General features: G+C 58.3%; 17 protein-coding genes. 4 read left to right on the top strand and 13 right to left on the bottom strand.

Annotated features, from left to right (window positions below; all coding sequences use genetic code 11):
- Positions 1-105: 105 nt before the first annotated feature.
- The gene (locus AC2A6O_RS16595) at positions 106-1,116 is read left to right on the top strand and encodes a LacI family DNA-binding transcriptional regulator (protein WP_498928683.1); all 1,011 of its coding nucleotides are present in this window, start codon (positions 106-108) and stop codon (positions 1,114-1,116) included.
- 11 nt (positions 1,117-1,127) lie between these two features.
- Here the strand turns inward: AC2A6O_RS16595 and AC2A6O_RS16590 are convergent, their stop codons facing one another.
- The 5 genes from AC2A6O_RS16590 to AC2A6O_RS16570 all read right to left on the bottom strand — a co-directional run bounded on the left by AC2A6O_RS16590 (position 1,128) and on the right by AC2A6O_RS16570 (position 4,728).
- Positions 1,128-2,144 (bottom strand): LacI family DNA-binding transcriptional regulator, encoded by a 1,017-nt coding sequence (locus AC2A6O_RS16590; RefSeq protein ID WP_498928681.1) that lies wholly within the window; start codon positions 2,142-2,144, stop codon positions 1,128-1,130.
- 103 nt (positions 2,145-2,247) lie between these two features.
- A complete protein-coding gene (locus tag AC2A6O_RS16585) occupies positions 2,248-2,580 on the bottom strand; it encodes a putative quinol monooxygenase (protein ID WP_148583800.1) in 333 nt (110 codons plus the stop codon).
- Complete coding sequence (locus tag AC2A6O_RS16580; protein WP_498928678.1) at positions 2,577-3,464, bottom strand: NAD(P)-dependent oxidoreductase; 888 nt, start codon at positions 3,462-3,464, stop codon at positions 2,577-2,579. Before AC2A6O_RS16580 ends, AC2A6O_RS16585 begins: the two co-directional genes overlap by 4 nt.
- Positions 3,461-3,961 carry a gluconokinase gene (locus tag AC2A6O_RS16575; RefSeq protein WP_498928676.1) on the bottom strand — a complete coding sequence of 167 codons (501 nt, stop codon included), beginning with the start codon at positions 3,959-3,961 and terminating at the stop codon, positions 3,461-3,463. The genes AC2A6O_RS16580 and AC2A6O_RS16575 overlap by 4 nt, the downstream gene beginning before the upstream one ends.
- Entirely contained in the window at positions 3,961-4,728 is a 768-nt protein-coding gene (locus AC2A6O_RS16570) for an SDR family oxidoreductase (protein WP_498928674.1), read from the bottom strand. Before AC2A6O_RS16570 ends, AC2A6O_RS16575 begins: the two co-directional genes overlap by 1 nt.
- Positions 4,729-4,812: 84 nt before the next feature.
- Between AC2A6O_RS16570 and AC2A6O_RS16565 the strand changes: the two genes are divergently transcribed.
- Both AC2A6O_RS16565 and AC2A6O_RS16560 read left to right on the top strand, forming a co-directional pair.
- Positions 4,813-5,760 (top strand): 2-hydroxyacid dehydrogenase, encoded by a 948-nt coding sequence (locus AC2A6O_RS16565; RefSeq protein WP_498928672.1) that lies wholly within the window; start codon positions 4,813-4,815, stop codon positions 5,758-5,760.
- Between the two features lie 7 nt (positions 5,761-5,767).
- A complete protein-coding gene (locus AC2A6O_RS16560; protein WP_498928670.1) occupies positions 5,768-6,799 on the top strand; it encodes an L-idonate 5-dehydrogenase in 1,032 nt (343 codons plus the stop codon).
- Between the two features lie 111 nt (positions 6,800-6,910).
- On the opposite strand, the gene AC2A6O_RS16555 is transcribed toward AC2A6O_RS16560, so the two are convergent.
- Complete coding sequence (locus tag AC2A6O_RS16555; RefSeq protein WP_498928668.1) at positions 6,911-7,327, bottom strand: GlcG/HbpS family heme-binding protein; 417 nt, start codon at positions 7,325-7,327, stop codon at positions 6,911-6,913.
- 1,030 nt (positions 7,328-8,357) lie between these two features.
- Here AC2A6O_RS16555 and AC2A6O_RS16550 point away from each other — a divergent pair.
- Positions 8,358-9,062, top strand: a complete 705-nt coding sequence (locus AC2A6O_RS16550) for a Crp/Fnr family transcriptional regulator (protein WP_498928666.1) — start codon at positions 8,358-8,360, stop codon at positions 9,060-9,062.
- A gap of 192 nt (positions 9,063-9,254) precedes the next feature.
- On the opposite strand, the gene AC2A6O_RS16545 is transcribed toward AC2A6O_RS16550, so the two are convergent.
- The 7 genes from AC2A6O_RS16545 to bcoG form a co-directional block, all read right to left on the bottom strand.
- On the bottom strand, positions 9,255-9,866 hold the full coding sequence (locus AC2A6O_RS16545; RefSeq protein ID WP_498928664.1) for a LysE family translocator: 612 nt from the start codon (positions 9,864-9,866) through the stop codon (positions 9,255-9,257).
- 218 nt (positions 9,867-10,084) lie between these two features.
- Positions 10,085-13,336 carry an adenylate/guanylate cyclase domain-containing protein gene (locus AC2A6O_RS16540; RefSeq protein ID WP_498928662.1) on the bottom strand — a complete coding sequence of 1,084 codons (3,252 nt, stop codon included), beginning with the start codon at positions 13,334-13,336 and terminating at the stop codon, positions 10,085-10,087.
- A gap of 299 nt (positions 13,337-13,635) precedes the next feature.
- Positions 13,636-14,991, bottom strand: coding sequence for a PepSY-associated TM helix domain-containing protein (locus tag AC2A6O_RS16535; RefSeq protein WP_498928660.1), 1,356 nt, complete (start codon positions 14,989-14,991; stop codon positions 13,636-13,638).
- 284 nt (positions 14,992-15,275) lie between these two features.
- Positions 15,276-15,668, bottom strand: coding sequence for a hypothetical protein (locus tag AC2A6O_RS16530; RefSeq protein WP_498928658.1), 393 nt, complete (start codon positions 15,666-15,668; stop codon positions 15,276-15,278).
- Positions 15,669-15,951: 283 nt separating this feature from the next.
- Positions 15,952-16,686 (bottom strand): class II aldolase/adducin family protein, encoded by a 735-nt coding sequence (locus AC2A6O_RS16525; protein ID WP_498928656.1) that lies wholly within the window; start codon positions 16,684-16,686, stop codon positions 15,952-15,954.
- A 15-nt stretch (positions 16,687-16,701) separates the two neighbouring features.
- Positions 16,702-18,135 carry a carnitine 3-dehydrogenase gene (locus AC2A6O_RS16520; protein ID WP_498928654.1) on the bottom strand — a complete coding sequence of 478 codons (1,434 nt, stop codon included), beginning with the start codon at positions 18,133-18,135 and terminating at the stop codon, positions 16,702-16,704.
- Positions 18,132-19,049: a 3-dehydrocarnitine:acetyl-CoA trimethylamine transferase BcoG gene (bcoG, locus tag AC2A6O_RS16515; protein ID WP_498928652.1), complete on the bottom strand. Its 918-nt coding sequence runs from the start codon at positions 19,047-19,049 to the stop codon at positions 18,132-18,134. Before bcoG ends, AC2A6O_RS16520 begins: the two co-directional genes overlap by 4 nt.
- Positions 19,050-19,058 lie beyond the last annotated feature (9 nt).

The raw sequence follows: 19,058 nt of genomic DNA, 5'->3' as shown, positions 1-19,058 counted from the left end.
CAAGGCAAGGATTGAGTTACCGGTAACGTAGAGATATCATCCGTCCGGAAAACACGAAAGTCAACGAAAAAGTTATCGATAACTTTTTGTGACGCGGAACGTATTTTGAGCAATAAAAACAAAAAGATAAGCCTGTCTGAAGTCGCCGAGGCAGCGGGTGTCTCGAAAATGACGGCCAGTCGGGTCCTCAGAAATGAAGGCGGCTTCTCGGAGCAGACCAGGGAAAGGGTTCTGGCTGAGGTCACACGTCTGGGATACCTGCCGAACCGCCTTGCCACCGTCTTCTCCGGCGACCAGAAATCCACCTTCATCGGCGTCAGCATTCCAGACCTCGGCAACGAGGTCTTCACGCATGTTCTGGAAGGCATCGACAGGAAGCTTTGCTCTTTCGGGCATCAGACCGTTCTGGGCATGACACAGCGCGCAGCGGGCGAAGAAGAAAAATGGATTGAAACAGTTCTCGCCTGGCAACCTGCAGGACTGATCCTGACAGGCAGAGCTCATACGAACCGCTCGCTTCAGCTCCTGGAAAACGCAAAAATTCCTGTCGTCGAAATCTGGGATTTGAACTCAAGCCCGTTCGACATGTGCGTCGGCCTCAACCATTTTGACAGCGGTTACCAGATGGGCCGGTATCTGCTTACCAAGGGCTACACCCGGCTCGGCTATGTCGGCACCTCTCACGACGCGGCAAATGCGGCCGCCGCTCGCCTCAACGGATTCGACCGCGCGATAGCCGACGGCTCGGCTTCTCTGAAGAAGCAGCTTCTCTTGAAGGACGTTCCCGGATTTTACACCGGTTACTACGGCATCGAACAACTGCTCTCCGGCGCTCCGGAAACCGAGGTCGTGTTTTTCCAGAATGACAATATGGCCGTTGGAGCAATCCACTTCTGCGAAAGTCAGAAGATTTCGGTGCCCAAGGATCTCGGCATTGCCGGCTGGGGCGAACTTCCCATCGCTTCCGTACTTCCCTACCGGCTGACCACCATGCAGGTGAACCACTTGCGGATCGGCCAGATCGCCTCTGAAAAACTTCTGATGCGGATCAATGGCGACAGCGCCAGGAAAGTCACGGATGTGGGGTTCAGGCTGATCGAAGGCGAAACTGTTTGAGCTGGACGCGCCTAGGCAGTCGATCCACCCACACTCAAGTTCGGCTCGATCGCAACATGAACAGGGTCGCTTTCTTTCTCGCCCTCGCCCCTGAGCAACGAGACAATCAATTCGCCAGTTCGCCGGCCGATATCAGCGGGGTGAGGATCAATCGTGGTGAGGGTGGGCAGGCAGATCGAGGAAATGTCATAGGCACCGAAGCCGGCTATGGCGATATCTTCGGGAACCTTCACGCCCCTGCGCGCGCATTCCGTTAACGCCCCGAAGGCGGAAAGATCGGAAACGCAAATGACCGCTTCCGTGTCTGGAAAGTCCTGCAGGAGCCTGGCCATGGCGTCGGCCCCCTCGCGCATGGAAATCGGCGGCTCGCCCGCTCCGATCAGGCGTTCCGTCGACAGGCCCTGGTCCGACATAGCCTGGATGAACCCGCGGCGGCGGTCTGCGCCGCGCGTGTCGCCGTCCGTGTCGCCGCCGATGAAGGCAATGCGCTTTCGCCCCGTCCCGACCAGGTGCCGGACCAGATCATGCATCGTGGCGGCATTGGAAAAGCCAACCACATGCCCAATCGGTTTCTTGGGCAGGTCCCATGTTTCAACAACCGGGATATTGGCTCTCGCGAGCAACTGCCGTGTCCGGTCGGTATGCCGCCCTCCCGTCAGAACGATGGCTTCAGGTCGGCGCCGGAGGAACTGCCCGACGATCTCTTCTTCTTTTTGGATGTCGTAATTGCTGTAACCGAGGAGGACCTGCAAGTCGGCAAGCTTGAGGCTTTCCGACAAAGCCCCAACCGTGTCGGCAAAGTTGGCGTTGTTGATCGAAGGGATGGACACGGCAACAAAACCGGTGCGCTGCGAGCGCAGGTTGGCCGCCGTGCTGTCGAACACATAGCCGAGGTCCTCGGCGATCTGCAAAATACGTTTCCGCGTTTTCTCCCCCACGGACGCATGCTGTTTGAAGGCGCGGCTGACGGTCATCACGGAGACGCCCGCCTGGTCCGCCACATCCTTCATCGTCACCGTTCGCTGCATGCTGATCCACCTTTGTCCATGCGATTACATACGCAAATCGCGTTGGCATCCGCAATTGCCGGAGACACCGCCCGGGAATTTCAAACAGATCAATTTTGAAGGCTTATCCTTCGTATTGGTTTGCCTCGGTGACGTGATGATGAATTCGCCCGTCGAAAAACTCAGCGACAATTTCCCCTGTCACGTCCCGAGATCTGCTGCGAGCATCGCTGCCGAGGGCGTTTTCCATCGCCGCCCGGTCCGGATAGGTGATCGCCAACATCAGCGGAAATTCCGGGGCGCCTTCGTCGCGCTCCTCCCCGAACATCACTCTGACATCGCTGTTACCGGGAAATTGCCGCCAGAGCGGCACCAGCCGGTCCTTCACGGCTGCCCGGAAATCCTCCGTCCTGCCAGGCTTTATGCTGCCTTCGAAAAGCGCGAAACGGGTGATCATTTGAAGTTCTCCTTGTCGGCACCCTTGAAATATTCCATCAGCGCAGCCTGGTCCTCGCCGCCCAAACCTGCTGCTGTGAGCATTCTGTGAACTTCGGCGCAGACAGCCGTCAGCGGCATGGCGGTGTGGGTTGTCCGCGCCAGATCCTGTGCGCCATTCAGGTCTTTCACCATGTTGTCGATACGGCCTGTGCGCCGGTAGTCGCGCGACACGAAACGGGGCATGTATTCCTGCAGGATCGCACTGTCCGCGCGCCCACCCTTCAGTGCCGTCGGTATCTTCGCGGCATCGACGCCCGCATCAAGCGCGAGCTGCGTTGCTTCGGCCACCGCCAGAAAGCCAAGGCCACACAGCACCTGGTTGATCAGCTTGGTGGTCTGGCCCGCCCCGACCGGCCCCATGTGGGTATAATTGGAGCTGACGAACTTCAGGACGTTGTGCGCGTCTGCGACATCTTTGTCCGAACCACCCGCCATCAGCGTCAACTCGCCGACAAGCGCCTTGGGTGCGCCTCCAGAAAGCGGACTGTCCACCCAGCGCAAGCCCCGCTCCTCCGCCTTTGCGGCCAGTTCCCGGGTTGCCCCGGGATCGATTGACGACATGTCGATAATCAGAGTTCCCGGACGGGCGCCATCGGCGACCCCGTTTTCCGCAAAAACCGCATTGTCCACGATGCGCGGCGCGTTGAGGCTTGTGATGACATAGTCGGCCCCGGAGGCAGCTTCCGCAGCAGAAGCGGCGCTGACGGCGCCTTTTGCAACGAGCGCCGAGACCCTTTCCGGGTCAAGGTCAAAGACGCGAAGAGTGTTGCCCGTTTCCGCAAGGCGTGTTCCGATCGCTCCGCCCATGGCTCCGGCGCCGATCAACGCCACGTTTACGCTCATGCGATTTCCCTCCGAATGGATGTCACCAGTGCCGCCACGATCTGGTCCGGCGTCTGGTCAATTGAAACGACGAAAGCGAGCTCGTCCGGTCCCGGCGGCTCAAGCGTCTCGAGCTGGCTGTCAAGCAATGCCGTAGGCATGAAGTGCCCGTCCCTGTGCGCCATCCGCTCGCGCAGCAGTTCAGGCGTTCCCTGAAGAAACAGGAACGTCACCGGACGGTGCGCATACGCGATGATCCGCTCACGATAGCTTCGCTTCAGCGCCGAGCAGGCGATGAAGGTCACATCCGAAACATCCCGCAAGGCCTCACCGACCTGTGCCAGCCACGGCAGACGGTCGGCGTCGGTCAGAGGGATCCCTTCGCTCATTTTCTCGATGTTTTCCTGCGGATGAAGGTCGTCGCCATCGATGAACCGGCCGCCGACAGCCTCTGCCAGTTTCCTGCCGATCTGGGACTTGCCGCAGCCCGAGACGCCCATGACAACAAAAACCGGCATCACAGGCACGCCGATATGCCGCCATCCACGAAGATTGTGGTTCCGTTGACGAAGGAGGACGCGTCGGACGACAGGAAGATGCAGGTGCCGACCAGTTCCTCGACCTTGCCCCATCTGCCTGCCGGTGTCCGTTTTTCCAGCCAGGCGCTGAAGTCGGGATCGCTAACCAGTGCCGCGTTTAGAGGCGTATCGAAATATCCCGGGGCGAGGCCATTGCATTGCAGCCCGTATTTTGCCCAGTCCGTCGCCATGCCTTTGGTCAGATTTGCAACCGCCCCCTTGGTCGCCGTGTAGGGCGCAATTCCCGGACGCGCGAGTGCCGTCTGCACCGAGCAGATGTTGACGATCTTGCCGGCTCCGCGCTTGATCATGTGACGAGCAACCGCCTGCCCGACATGAAAGACGGAGGCAATGTTCGTTTGCATGAGGCGCTCGAACGCGTCTGCCGGAAAGTCCTCCAGAGGCGTTCTGTGCTGCATGCCGGCGTTGTTGACCAGAATGTCGATGCCACCCGTCGAGGTTTCGAAACTATCCACTGCGCTGCGCACAGCCTCATGGTCGGTCACGTCGAAGACCAGTTCCGCGACGGTCACCCCTTCGGCACGCAGTCCATCCGCCGCATTCTTGAGTTTTTCCGGATCCCGGCCGTTCAGCACGATGTCGGCACCGGCCCCCGCAAGGCCGCGGGCAAGGGCCAGACCAATCCCTTGCGAAGAACCCGTGATCAGGGCCCGCTTACCGGACAGGTCAAACAGGGCAAGGCTCATGCGGGCTTCCTTTTCAGATGGCGATTGACAGCTCCCTTCGTTATGTTATCGATAACAAATGTTGTCAAGTCTCGGAGCCCCAAAATGAGCAAACCTGACATTCTCCAGATCGGCCCTTACCCCGAATGGGATCAGATCCCGCTGGAGGCCGGCTTTACCATGCACAAATATTTCGAAGCGCCGGATAAAATTGCTTTTCTCTCTTCGGTCAGTGAGCGCATTCGCGGAATAGCGACACGCGGCGAGCTCGGAGCAGACCGGGCGCTGATAGAGGCTTGCCCAAACCTGGAAATCATCTCGGTCTATGGCGTCGGTTTCGATGCGGTTGATCTGGACGCCTGCCGGGAGCGCGGCATCCGGGTGACCAACACACCGGATGTTCTGACCAACGACGTGGCCGATCTCGGTGTTGCAATGATGCTCGTCCAGTCGCGCGGCATGATCGGTGCAGAAAACTGGGTCCGTGACGGAAGCTGGGCCGCGAAGAGTCTGTATCCGCTCAAAAATCGTGTCTGGGGCAAGAGAGCAGGCGTACTCGGCCTGGGCAGGATCGGCTTTGAGGTCGCCAAGCGTCTTGCCGGGTTTGATCTCGACATTGCCTATTCGGGCGTCACGGCCAAGGATTACGCACCTGACTGGGAGTTCGTTGCCGATCCGGTCGAGCTCGCCCGCAGGTCCGACTTTCTGTTCGTCACGCTTGCTGCATCGGCGCAAACCCGCCACATCGTCAACAGGCAGGTGATCGACGCAGTCGGGCCGGATGGCATGATCATCAATATCAGCCGGGCATCGAACATCGACGAAGACGCTCTTCTGGACGCCCTTGAGACCGGACGACTTGGGTCGGCGGCGCTTGATGTGTTCGAAGGAGAACCAGCGCTGAACCCCCGCTTCCTGAAACTGGACAACGTTCTGCTGCAGCCGCACCACGCTTCAGGAACATTCGAAACGAGAAAGGCCATGGGCCAACTCGTTCGGGACAATCTGTCCGCGCATTTCGCCGGCAAAACCCTTCAAACTCCTGTTCTGTGAGGCAGTCATGAAGTCTATCGTCATTCACGCTGCCAAAGACCTGCGCATTGAAGAGCGCGAGGCAGAACAGCCCGGAGCCGGCGAAGTTCAAGTCAAGCTGTCCGCGGGCGGCATCTGCGGCTCGGACCTGCACTATTTCAACCACGGCGGCTTCGGGCCGGTGCGGCTGAAAGAACCGATGATCCTTGGGCATGAAGTTTCCGGTCACATCACTGCACTCGGGGAAGGTGTGTCGGGCCTTGCGCTTGGACAACTCGTTGCCATTTCACCGTCGAGGCCCTGCCGGCAATGCCGTTTCTGCAACGAAGGCTCCTTCAACCAGTGTCTCAACATGCGCTTTTACGGAAGCGCCATGCCGTTTCCGCACATTCAGGGCGCCTTTCGCGAAGTCCTGGTTGCCGATGCCCTCCAGTGCGCGCCCGCCGATGGCCTGACACCAGGCGAAGCCGCAATGGCCGAACCGCTGGCGGTCTGCCTGCACGCGACGCGGCAGGCCGGAAGTCTCTTGGGCAAGTCCGTTCTCGTGACGGGCTGTGGCCCGATCGGCATCTTGTGCATCGTTGCTGCCCGCAGAGCCGGAGCAGACTTCATCGTAGCAACGGATCTGAGTGACTTCACACTCGAGATGGCCAGGACCGCAGGTGCGGATAAAACGGTGAACATGGCAGCCACCCCTTCGGACCTGGAGCGCTTTTCCGCTGACAAGGGCACCTTCGACGTCCTTTACGAATGTTCCGGCGCGGCCCCTGCCCTTTCAGCGGGCATTGCAGCGATGCGTCCGGGCGGCACCATTATTCAATTGGGCTTGGGCGGCGATATGTCAGTCCCCATGATGGCGCTGACGTCCAAGGAGCTCTGCCTGAAGGGATCCTTCCGTTTTCATGAGGAATTCTTCACCGGTGTCAGCCTGATGCAAAAGGGGTTGATTGACGTCAAACCCTTCATAACGCAGACCTTTCCACTGAACGATGCCATTAAGGCGTTCGAAACTGCAGGGGACCGGTCCAGGGCCGTCAAGGCCCAGATTGCCTTTGCTTGAGGCTCGACCACATGAAAGAGGCGGAGTGCTTTTGTCCTCCGCCTTCATCGCTTTCAACCAGGTCGCCGGATCACAGGGCAATAAACTGGCACATTCCCTGAGAGGCCATTTTCAAAGGTCCGCCCCAATGGCCGCAAGACCGGCTCTCGCAACTTCAGTGTCCTGATCGCCGCTGCCGGACCCCACTCCGATCCCTCCAAGGATCTGCCCTTCCACAATGATAGGCAATCCTCCTTCCAGACCGGTGACGTTTCCTTCAGTTGCCAGGCCAATCAAAGGACGAACGGCTTCCGGAATGGAAGACGTTCTTGCCCCGATGGAGGCTGCTGTTCGCGCCTTTGCTGTCGCGCTTTTGAGGCTCAGGAACTTTGCGCCGGACATCCGGATCTCAGCCAGCATCACACCGCTCGCATCGACGATGACGACGCATTGCGGCTGGCCGATTTCTTCGGCCTTTTCAACCGCTGCAACAAGCATCGCAAGAGCGCCGCGGTGAGTAAGCCGCCTTGTGGTTTCAACCAGTTCCATGAAATGCCTTTCGGAAAAGTTATCGATAACATATTGAAGCAACTATGCTCGACAATCAATCACTCATGGCATGCATTTCTGGCAATCATTTCGGAAAACGGCTCAGTGGATCTCCTGCTCCACGCGCGATAGCAGCATTTCGCTCCTGCCATCGCGGCAAAATACCAACCGGAAGATCTTCTTCACCCAGCGGCATGGTGGACACCGTCCGAACATCAGAACCGAAGCACCGAGACGCGGCGTCATCGGTGCTTCAGTCGTTTCTTGCTCCGTCGCCGCGTGGAAAATGGCGGAAAATCCGGCTCCACGCTGAGGCCGCTTAAACGGCGCGCATCAGAGCGACAGTTTCACTGCCTGCCAGTCTGGTTGAGGCCGATGATATGGCGCTCGGTGTTTCAACTGCTGACGCTCCCGTATACAGATTGTAGCTTACACTTCTGTAGCACATGGAAGTTGCAGTCTTCTGCGCGACCTGCAGTTCGGTCACACCGTCGTGACGGCATCCACGATAAACGAGATCGCAAGGAGCAAGCGATTCTGCGAGCCTCGCCCCATCGTGGACAACACTGCGATAGATTAGATAACTCATAGAAATAGTCCCTTCTAAATCAATCTTTCCAACATATGACGCAAAGGAATATTCCTGATAATTGAACCGACGGTATGTGAACCAATTCACACATGCAGAAATTTTTCTGAAATTTCCTCCGCTCTAACCTCAAAAGGCACTTGCAACAGAGATCGAATATTACCCATCATACTGAGCGGAAGCTGGAGGTGCTCCTATTTCGGCCGCACCTCATGTGTCTGGAACGAATTTTCTGAAAGAAGGAGAAACCAGTCAGATCGCACTATTTCCAAAAATCACCTACGTAATACACTAGGTGAATTACATTCGATTTCTATCCATGTGACGCCACACATCTTTCCTTGTCTATTCTTTGGGCTTCCAGCGACCTGGAAGTTCAATCAAGACATTCCTTTCGATTAATAACTTCGGCACATGCCGGCAATCCGATTGAGGCATCCCATGCTGAGAGACGTCATCCGAGAGTGTTATCTTTTTTCAAATATTGATGAAGGCAGTCTGGATCTGCTTGCCCGCTTGAGCACCATCGCTCGTTACGAGGCGGAGCGCGCAATCTTCGCAGCCGGGGACGAACCGGATGGACTTCGCGTCATCATTTCAGGCTCCATCCGCATATGGATCTCGGATGCGGAAGGCCGTGAACTGACCCTCGCGCTTTTGGAACAAGGCGATCCATTTGGCGAAATCTCGGTTCTGGACAAACTGCCGCGTACCGCGAACGCAACTGCTCTCGAAAAATCCGAATGTCTGTTCCTGCCCACGGATGCGATGGAAATCGCGCTGGATAACAGCCCGCAATTTGCCCATCACCTCATCCAGCTCTTGTGTGAAATCCTGCGCCGCAACACGGAAGCGATGGGGTCTTTCGCCTTTCTTGGCCTTGACGGGCGGCTTGCTCAAAAACTCCTGGATCTCGCAATGTCGTACGCGGAACAGAAAGACGATGGTGCCTATTTCAAACGAAAATTTTCACAGAACGAGCTGGCACACATGCTGGGCGTTACAAGAGAAGCGCTCAACAAGAGGCTCAACGCCCTTGCACACGATGGGATGATAACGCTGACAAACGGCCTAATCTCGATACCCGACATGAAAGCGTTGGCAACACGCGCAAGTGCCGCCGAAAGGCTCAATCGCGGGCAATGATGTCCGTCAGTCTTTCCGCGTTGGTGACAGAGCTTTGCGAGTCCCCCCAGACTGGATTGCGAGAAGCTCGTATTCCGTACAAATTTTTGCTTTCGAACAATTATCTTGGCCACCGCCATTATTCGACAGCCAGAAAAAAATGCGATCCGTCCCAAATAGCCCGACGGTCGACCGGCGTAAATTCTTCCTGTGCTAGATGAGCTTCAGGAAAACGAGCGCGCCCATGATCAACAGTGTCGTCCCGGAAACGCAATTCACAACGTTGGCAATGCCCTTGTGAACCGACAACACTCTTGTGGCTGCCATCCAGGGAATGAGACCGCAGGCCGAGGAAAGCAGGATCACGGGGACGCATAAAATCAGGGTGGTCGCGTAGGACTTGTCCGTCATTTGGAGCAGGAACCCGGGAAAGAGGGCAACGAAAAACATGAGAGCAAGAGGGTTCGCCAAACCGATCCACGCTCCCTTTGCCGCATAATGGGTGAAGCGGAAAGCAGGTGCCTGCTCCATCTTACTGAATTTCATTTCCCGCAATATGCTGAAACCAAAATAGGCAAGGATAAGTCCGCTGGCCAACTGCATGGCGTGAATGAAAAAAGGACTGACCTCCAGCAGTCCGGCTGCAAACAGAATTGCCAAAAGCACCCAGACGAGTTCCGCAACAAGGATGCCGGCAAGTGAAGCAACGCCGCCCAGAAAACCTGAGCGGGTTGTCGCGGCGCTGACGAAGGCAACGTTCTGCCCGGGCGCTATCGACGCAGCAAAATTTGTCGCTGCAAGAGCGAACCATATTTCGGTAGACATTTTTCCTCCCAGTTTTGGGAGTGTCGTACCAAAAATTTCCGTTACGTTATGTGAACCTGTTCACATCAGGAGCATTTTACTGACCACTCAAATGCACACCTGAATATGCGCCCCGCGCTGCTGACGATCGGAGGACGGCGAGCATGTTTTCTGCAAAGACCACACAGCTTGAACAGGAAGGAAGCTTTCCGCGAGCATCTCAACGCGCGCGGCCTGTTTCAAGCAAACAAACCATTGCGCGCAGCGGCGATTTTCTCCTGCAGAAACTGTCGAGCGCTCTCGATGCGATTGCCGAAGGTTCGGGACTGTTGGTGCTCCGCGACATCGGCCGCCTGCCGCAGAATTGCTTCGACGACTTCAGGCTCGTCTCCCTCAAAGAGCCGCAGTTGCGCTTCGACACGGCCAACTTCCGGCTCGTTCCAGACTTCCCCAAACTGCTTCATGAGCATGCGGGCATTCTTGATGTGCACCAGGCCTTCCCGCCCCCTACCCAGGTCCAGCCAGCGCCTTGCAAGGAAGGTCTCATATGTCGGCAGGTAAACCACGCCCATGTCGCGAAACTCTTCAAGCCGCTGCTCCACAAGCCGGACGGAATGTTCAGAAGGCTCCTGGCAACAGACGCCCATCGCTTCGAGCAGTCGCCCGCAGGCTAGCCACATGTTGTAGTGATGCTCAAGCCCCACCTTTTGCAGCAGGCGACCATTGTCGACCAGAATGTCCTGCTGCTCCATCAACACGCCGCGTAAAAGCGCCTCATGATAGGTTGCAAAGGCTCGGCTGCCGGCAAGATCCAGTTTCGCGGAATGGGCAAGCGCCCTGTTCATGTTCTCTTCCGCCGCCTCACCGTCACCAAGACACCAGCAAGCCAGCGCGTTGTAGCCAGACGCGGCAACAAGGGCGTCCAACCCTATCGAATAGGTGACGGATGCCTGATATTTCGGGTCATAATAGGCGATTGAGGTCTCGAAATTCTGTCTTGCAGAAAGGAAGCGACCTCGAAGGAACTCATTGGCTGCCTTGGCGCGATGCGCCGTCATACGCAGCAAATTCCCCTGGTCGTAAGAGCGACGCGCGAACAGTTCATCGATGAGGGCATCGCCGTCATCCCGGTGTCCGGTCACGAAAACATAAACCCACTGATTGTAGAGCAGCGGCAGAATTGCATCCACGTCCTGTGCCTGATCGGCAAGTTGAATGGCACGCCGGGTTGTTTCCCCCACCTCGGGCGCAGCAAATCCACGCACGGCTCGGTAGGGCGCAACCAGTTCAATCAGCAGCAGGAACTCCAGCGCTTCACGGCGCGACTTGCCTTTCACGTGTTCGAGAAGTTCCAGGCCCTTCTTCAGATGGGCAATGGCTTCCTCGCTGGCAGACCTGTAATTCGCGACAACCGCAGCTTCGTGCCATCGCACGATCGCTTCCTCGTAACGTTCGGCACGCACAAGATGAAACGCCATGTCCTCCGGCCGAAGCAAACTGTCGAAATTCGGAAGCTCGGGCATCACCTCAGCAATGCGGGAGTGAATGTCCCGCCGGTCGGCAGCCAGAAGTGTGCCGTAAGCAGCATCGCGGATCAGGGCATGGCGAAACGTGAATTGCCGGCTGGGCAGTCCGCCGGAAGGGTGGATCAGCTCGGCAGACTGAAGAACTTCAAGACCTTTCTTGAAGGCTGATTGGCCGGCATCTGCAACACCGGCCAATACATCAATGGAAAAGCTGCGTCCGATACACGCGGCAACCTGCGCCAGGCGCTTGTGCTCTCCGAGCCGGTCCAGGCGCGCGAGCAAGATGCTCTGGAGGTTGCTCGGTATGTCGCCCATGTCGAGTTGCCGGCTCAGTTCAACGCCGTGCTCGGTGCGAAACAGCAGATCTTTTTCAAGAATGACATTCGTCAGCTCTTCCACAAACAGCGGAACACCATCCGTGCGCTCAAAGATCAGATCAACGAGCGCTTTGGGGACGTCATGCCCGAGGAGTTCCCTGACGAAGCCCGTTGTGTCTTCCGCTGTCAGCCGCTCAAGGAAAATATTCGTGGCTTTGCCGTAAGGCGCAATAAGGGCCTGCCAGCCGTCCGGGCGGGATGTGGTAATCATCAAAATGGAAGCCGGCGCGCTATCGGACACGATGTTCTGCAGAACCTCGAGCGACGTCGGATCGCACCACTGCATATCCTCAACAACCAGTACCAGCGGCCGAACCGTCGCTTTTTCGGCAAAGAACCGGCGCAGGATCTGGAAAGCCTGTTTGCGCCAGACAACGGGGTTTGCCTTGGGCTTTGCGGCCTTGCTGCTTCCAGAGCCGACAAGTCCGGCCAAAACATCCAGCTGCTCGTCCGATAGACCAAGCTGCGAACCGACAAGCTTTCCAAGCTTTCTGGCCTTCTCCTCGTCCGTAGCGACCGGAGACACATCGGCTTGCTCCATAATCGCCTCAGCCAGAGGGAAAAAGGGGGTGTTCGCCTGCCCGGGAGCACACTGAAGCTGGATCACTTCAACATCCTCGGAAGCAATCGTATCAGTCAGCTGCCAAACGAAATGAGATTTGCCGATGCCCGGCTCTCCCCTCACCGAGACGACATGACACCCTCCTGCCTGCACCTTGCGCCAGGCTTCCATTGCCAGGGCGTTTTCAACTCCACGCCCCAGAAAGATGCCACTACGGGAACGGCTTTTTGCTTCAAAACGGCTTCGGGCAAGCCGTGGCGCAATGACCTGAAAGACGACCTTGGGCTTTTCGAGACCGGCAATTGCCTTTTCGCCCAGCGGCTCGACAACAAACAGATCCCCGACAAGCTTTCGGGTGACATCGTCAATCAAGAGACTGTCGGGGGCCGCCATCGCCTGCAATCGGGCCGCCAGATTGACATTCGACCCAACTGCGAGAGCATCCTCCGGCCTGCTCTTGAGCTGTGACGGCAGACCAACGACAACAGGGCCCGTCGCAATGCCAACGCGCATGTGCAGGTTGGCACCGCCATGACCCTCGGCTTCCTGATTGTGCGCAAGCAGAGCCAGGGCGGCGTTGACGGCCCGTTCGGCATCGTCTTCAAGGGCTGCGGGATAGCCGAAATATATGAGGGCTCCGTCTCCCAGGTATTGAGCAATATGCCCGCCAAAGCGCGCCGTGATGGACTTGACGGCTTTCCAATACTCGCGCAGAAGCCTGCGGGTTTCTTCAGGATCCAGATCCGCTGAAAGTCGCGTGTAACCGACAATATCGCAGAACATTGCGGTCAATTGGCGCCGCTCCGCGCTGGGACCGGACTGCTTTTGTGCCTCCTGGTGCTGCGTTTCCCGCAGTCCCTTGTCAATTTCCTTGAGCAGCTTCAGGCGTGCGCCGATGGAAAAACCCATTTCGGCCAGATGCGCGTATTCCAGGTGAGGCAGCACTTCCATATCGACGCCGTGCTTTTCCAGCATCGACCCGTAATCGCCAAGCCCTCTTTCCTCCAACCAGCTCAACAATGGCACGTGGACTCGTCCCCGGTTTTTCAAAAGACATGGGCGGTACGAAAAAAATATTCCTAATTGTAGGGTCTCTCGACAACATGTGAAAGGCAAAGCTTTGCGCTGCGTCGCGCCCGGCAGTCAGACTGGCCACATGAATTGCCCTTACGGAAGATGCTTCGAGCGGATTGGTGACGACGAAGCCTGTGAGGATGAAGCTCCGACGGCGCCCATACAGACGTCCTCTCATTCCGAATATGCCTGGCGATCTTCTCCCGCCACAGAACAGGAAACGCCGGGACAGGCCCGGCGTTTCGGTTCGGTCAGGTTGCCTGGAAGCGCTGTCTCCTGGAAAGGTAGATGACGACCTCGACCACGGCGATAACCAGCATCGACAACCCCACCAAGGGAAAGAAGATGCCCGCTGCGATTGCCATCAGAAGCAGGGTTCTGGGGATCCGCCAGTCGACGGGGAGTTGCGGGGCGCCAATGCCGCCGACCGGACGACGCTTCCACCACATCACGGCAGCGGAGACGCAGAGCCCGACCATTGCGGCGCAGGCCAGGAGCAGAACGATCTGATTGGCCAGACCCCAGGCCTGCCCCATGTGGATGCTGATGCCCCATTCCGCGGCCCAGCCGAGCGCACCCAGGTCGTTCAATCCGGCATCATAGAGCACCTGCCCGGTGTATTGATCCAGATGGATCACGCGTTCTCCGGTAATATCGTCGGGATAAACCGAAGCGGTGAAAACGCCTTCAGGGCCGTTCGGCATGGAGATGGCGTAGCCTGGAACGATGCCCAGGTTCTCGACAGTCGCAACCACGGCGTCAAGCTCCTGGGGCACACCTTCACTGGCCGCGGAAAGCGGCATGGGCTGCTTTTCCATGATCCAGGGCGCCCGGTCCACCGCATCGGCAACCGGGACGGTCGAGACCGGTGTGTTCGACCAGTAGCCGTCCGGCATGCCAAGACCAAGCTGATAGGCGTAGTCGTAGAACTTGCCACCCCAGACGGATGACCAGGGCAGCCCTGTCATGGCCAGAAAGACGATGAACAGGCCGGTATAAAGCCCTGTGACCGCGTGGAGGTCTCGCCACCAGGGGCGACCGCGCGTTGCCTTGATCGACACCGTACCGACCTTGCGTCCACGTGGCAGCCACAAGTAGAGCCCGGTACCAACCAGGAGGACCATCCAGCCAGCCGTCGCCTCGATGATACGGTTTCCGAGCCAGCCGACATATTCCAGGGAATGAAGTTTGCGCACCACATACATGGCCGGGCTTCCGGCGGCGCCTCCGTCCCACAGGCTTCCGAGAACCGTGGCGTCATAGGGGTTGACGTAAACGGTATCTTTCAACCCGTCTTCACCGACGATCTTGACCTCCGCACTCCGGTTTGCGGCCGCGGGGGGGCCGTAGGATTTCAGCGTTCCCGGGTGAACCGCAAGCGCTGCCCCAGTGATTTGAGAAGGAGCAAGCATCTCTTGCTTGCTCGGCGTAACGAAACGGAGCTGTTTGTAGGCGACGTCGTTGATCTCGTCCTTGAACAGATAAACTCCGCCCGTGACCGCAAGTATGATGACAAAGGGGAGGATCAGAAGACCTGCCACGAAGTGCCATCGCCATACGGCGCGATAGAGCGCGGAATTTCCTCCGCGTTTGACGTTTTCTGACATTGATGTGTCCACAGTTTGCGCCGCGCGCGTCGTGGTGGGACGTCGCTGGACGCGAGAAAGGAAAGGCGGGTGTCACGCGGTGCCGCGTCCTCTCCGCCTTGAAGATCTTGAGAAATGCCTGGAATACCCTTCCTCAGCCCTGACAGGCCTCACACGCTTTCGAAGCTGACCTGAGGGGCTGATGGGGCAAGGGTTTAGGGCCCAGGCCATAAACCGCACACGCAGAATGCATCCGCTCAATCGAGCAGATCTGGCCTTCGTGGATGGGCAAAAAGGTGTGTCGGCTAAGCCAGCGTTGACGGTGGCGCGCGAGGCTGGTTCGGCCTAAAGTCTTGAAGGGGATGGCCTCCCCTGTCGTGGACGGCAACATCAATGCGCCCGATCTGCCGCAAGACGACCGCAATCGGGGCCGGAACCGTTGGTAGTGCCAGACCCATCTTGGCAAGGGACTGCACGGCACAATTCGGCACCGAGTGTTCGGGGTTGTTCTTGCCGGTGGCGAGGGTGGTACAGATGGACCACGAAGTGGTTATCTGAACACCGGCGTCGGAGAGCCCTCTGAGAGCGCCGGCAGCCATATGCAAGGGCGCCAGAAGACACAGCAACCAGATGGCCAGTGCTGCTAACGGCAGACCGACCTCACGTATTCTGCTGTTCTTTGCGCTGACTCTGCCCAATTGCATCTCCTCATCTTGTTATGAAGGATTCGAGCTCATTGGCAATCCCTTATTGGGCCTTCAAGTCTGAAGGGCCACCAAGGAAGGAAAGTCAGCTTGGAATGAAGAACCTCTTGTCGTTGCCAGACGTCTTCATCCCTCATTTTGAGGCAAAGAAGCCGGAGGACGAATTGCTCGCCTTGGTCAAACGCGGCGTGGTCCTGACCTTTCAGCGCGAGTGAGACACCGCATCCGAACGAGCGGCAGTGTCTCCTCCGCAGATACCAACCACGGGCATGACGGTTCAGGCGCGGTAATCGGTGCCCAGTCCTTCAATAGAGCGCAAGTGGGCGGCCCATTCCAACGCCAGATCACCGTCTTCCTCGTTCATCTGGACATATTGTTTGTGAACATGGGAAGCGATTTCATCGTCCACCAAACGCAGGCTCCGGCCACTGGACGTGGCAGCCACCTGGATTTCGCAGGACCGCTCCAGATAGAACATATTGTTGAACATCTCGGCAGCGCTGCGGCCCGTTGCGATCAGACCGTGGTTGCGCAGAACCAAAACCGGGTGATTGCCGAAATCCTTCACGATGCGTTCGCGCTCCTCAAGGTCCAGCGCGATGCCCTCGAAATCGTGGTAGGCGATCCGGTTGTGGAACTGCAGGGAGATCTGGTTCAATGGCAACAGCCCCTCTTCCATGCAGGACACGGCCACCCCGGCGCGTGTGTGAGTGTGCATGATCCAGGCGGCATCGTGGCGGTTCATATGAACGGCTGAGTGGATGGTGAACCCCGCCGGATTGACCCTTTGCGGAACGCCGTCCACCTTGTTGCCGTCCACGTCGATCTTCACAAGAGACGAGGCGGTGATTTCTTCCCAGCGCCAGCCATACGGATTGATCAGAAAATGCCCGTCTTCTCCGGGCACGCGCGCGGTGATGTGGGTGTAGATCAGATCCGTAAACCTGTGGAGCGCCGCGAGGCGGTAACAGGCAGCGAGCTCTTCGCGAGTTTGTCTTTCTTCAGGCGACATCGACTTCTCCAGTTTTCAGGCACGGTCTCCAACGGCCCCACCGGCCCCTGCGGCGGGTCGTCCGGCATGATCCGCAGCGAGCTTTTCGAGGAGCCCGGCAACATGGGGCTCGGGTGGACAGGCCCGGCGTGTAGCGAGATCTGTGTGCAGCAGCAAGGTTTCCAGAGTGGCGCACAGGCGGCCATCCGGCTTCAGCACTCTGTGGAACAGCTTCATCTTTTTGCCACTCCCGTCGAGCACCTGCGTCGTCACGACCAGCTCCTCACCGCGATGCACCTCATCGAGATAGCGAATGCGGGTATCGACCGTGAAATAGCTCTTTCCGGAGGCAATATAGGCTTCATCAGCGCCGACAAGCTGCATCAGACCATCGGTTGCCCAGGTGCCCAGTTCCAGATAAGCAGCTTCGTTCATATGGCCGTTGTAGTCCGTCCATGTCACAGGCACGACCCGGCGCAGCGTGATTGGAAGACCGTCGATCTCGCCGCCCGTCTCCAGATGCGCTTCATGCCGGGTTATGACACCGCCAGCACCACTGCCGGTGCGGCGCAGGCCTCGCAGGATGGCGACCAGATTGTCGTCGCGCAGGGTTTCCAGCTCGGCGATGGTCATATGGCCGGACTGGGCGTCGGATTGATCGCCTATGGCCTTGATCAGCGCCGCATCAAGCTCCGGTACATCGGTCAGCTTCGACCACGGCCACTGCAGTGTCGGGCCGAATTGCTCGATGTAGCTTTCCATGCCTGCTTCACCGCCGGCAATCCTGTAGGTCTCGAACAGCCCCATCTGAGCCCACCGAAGGCCAAAGCCCATCCGGATCGCGTCATCGATTTCCGCCGTAGTGGCGATACCGTCTTTCAGCATCCAGAGCGCTTCGCGCCAAACAGATTCCTGAAAGCGATTGCCGATGAAAGCGTCGATCTCCGTCTTCATCTCAAGCGGATGCATACCGATGGAGGTGACGACCGGCAGAGCTTTCCGGCGCAAGGCCGGTTCACCGGAGATCTCCACCAGCGGCAGAAGATAGACCGGATTGAACGGATGCACCACGACGACGGGCGCGCCCTTGGCGGCCAGGTCGGACGCCTTGAAGCCGGAGGTCGAAGAGGCGATGAAGCCGCCTTCGGGCAGATGCTGTGCGATCTCCTCATAAACCTTGTGTTTCAGCTCAAGCCGCTCCGAAACACTTTCCTGCACCCAGTCCGCCCCCTCAACCGCCTCGGCGATGCTGGAACAGAAGGTCAATGCGCCTTCAGCCGGAAGGGGCCGATCATAGAGCGCCGGCAGCGAGGCTCTGGCACGATCCAGCACCGCGCCGATCCTGCGCTCTGCTTCCGGAGCAGGATCGAAGACCGCGACATCCCAGCCGTTCAGAAGGAACCGGCCGGCCCATCCGCCGCCGATAACACCCCCGCCGATGACGGCAACGCGCTTTGGTCCGGTGCTCATGCGAAGGCCGGTGCACGCTTGACGAGGCCCAACTGGTCGCGCACGTCCTGCGGACTCATCAAGGTTGCGCCCATGGTGGACAGGAGGTTGGCCGCCTTTTCGACGAGTTGGGCGTTGGTCGCCATGACACCCCGCTCAAGGTAGATATTGTCCTCCAGGCCGACGCGCGCATTGCCCCCGGCAAGAGCGGCCGCCGCCACATAGGGCATCTGGTCCCGGCCAAGACTGAAGGCCGACCAGGTCCAGCCGGCCGGCACATTGTTGACCATGGCCATGAAGGTGTTCAGATCGTTCGGCGCGCCCCAGGGGATGCCCATGCAAAGCTGCACCAGCGCGGGATCTTCCAGCACGCCTTCCTTCACCAACTGGCTGGCAAACCAGAGATGACCGGTATCAAAGGCCTCGATTTCGGGCTTCACACCAAGTTGCGTCATCATGGTGCCCATGGCGCGCAGCATGTTTGTGGTGTTTGTCATGACGTAGTCGCCATCGCCGAAATTCATCGAGCCGCAATCGAGCGTGCAAATCTCGGGCAGGCATTCGCGCACATGAGCCATACGCTCTGTGGCGCCGGCCATATCGGTATTGGCGTCATCCAGTGCCATGGGCGCTTCCGGATCGCCGAAGGTCAGGTCGCCACCGATGCCTGCGGTCAGGTTCAGCACAACATCGACCTCGGAAGAACGAATGCGGTCTGTCACCTCCCGGTAATAGCCGAGATCGCGGCACGGCGCCCCGGTCTCCGGGTCACGGACATGACAGTGAACGATCGCGGCCCCTGCCTTGGCCGCATCAATGGCAGCGTCGGCAATTTCCTGCGGCGAGCGCGGCACAAGGCGGCTCTTGTCCTGCGTGGCCCCTGCCCCGGTTACGGCTGCGGTGATGAAGACGTTTCGGTTCATCTGAAGTGGCATGGTTCCCTC

This window comes from Labrenzia sp. ATLA3 (assembly GCF_057180185.1).
Note: the sequence above shows the minus strand (reverse complement) of the source record. Positions and strands in the feature narration are given on the sequence as shown.

Bases quoted from the DNA above. Each gene is read 5' to 3' on its own strand.
- AC2A6O_RS16545 (WP_498928664.1), bottom strand. From the start codon at position 9,866: ATGTCTACCGAAATATGGTTCGCTCTTGCAGCGACAAATTTTGCTGCG.
- AC2A6O_RS16535 (WP_498928660.1), bottom strand. From the start codon at position 14,991: ATGTCAGAAAACGTCAAACGCGGAGGAAATTCCGCGCTCTATCGCGCC.
- AC2A6O_RS16590 (WP_498928681.1), bottom strand. From the start codon at position 2,144: ATGCAGCGAACGGTGACGATGAAGGATGTGGCGGACCAGGCGGGCGTC.
- AC2A6O_RS16555 (WP_498928668.1), bottom strand. From the start codon at position 7,327: ATGGAACTGGTTGAAACCACAAGGCGGCTTACTCACCGCGGCGCTCTT.
- AC2A6O_RS16580 (WP_498928678.1), bottom strand. From the start codon at position 3,464: ATGAGCGTAAACGTGGCGTTGATCGGCGCCGGAGCCATGGGCGGAGCG.
- AC2A6O_RS16560 (WP_498928670.1), top strand. From the start codon at position 5,768: ATGAAGTCTATCGTCATTCACGCTGCCAAAGACCTGCGCATTGAAGAG.
- AC2A6O_RS16520 (WP_498928654.1), bottom strand. From the start codon at position 18,135: ATGAGCACCGGACCAAAGCGCGTTGCCGTCATCGGCGGGGGTGTTATC.
- AC2A6O_RS16575 (WP_498928676.1), bottom strand. From the start codon at position 3,961: ATGCCGGTTTTTGTTGTCATGGGCGTCTCGGGCTGCGGCAAGTCCCAG.
- AC2A6O_RS16565 (WP_498928672.1), top strand. From the start codon at position 4,813: ATGAGCAAACCTGACATTCTCCAGATCGGCCCTTACCCCGAATGGGAT.
- AC2A6O_RS16525 (WP_498928656.1), bottom strand. From the start codon at position 16,686: ATGTCGCCTGAAGAAAGACAAACTCGCGAAGAGCTCGCTGCCTGTTAC.
- bcoG (WP_498928652.1), bottom strand. From the start codon at position 19,049: ATGCCACTTCAGATGAACCGAAACGTCTTCATCACCGCAGCCGTAACC.
- AC2A6O_RS16550 (WP_498928666.1), top strand. From the start codon at position 8,358: ATGCTGAGAGACGTCATCCGAGAGTGTTATCTTTTTTCAAATATTGAT.
- AC2A6O_RS16585 (WP_148583800.1), bottom strand. From the start codon at position 2,580: ATGATCACCCGTTTCGCGCTTTTCGAAGGCAGCATAAAGCCTGGCAGG.
- AC2A6O_RS16570 (WP_498928674.1), bottom strand. From the start codon at position 4,728: ATGAGCCTTGCCCTGTTTGACCTGTCCGGTAAGCGGGCCCTGATCACG.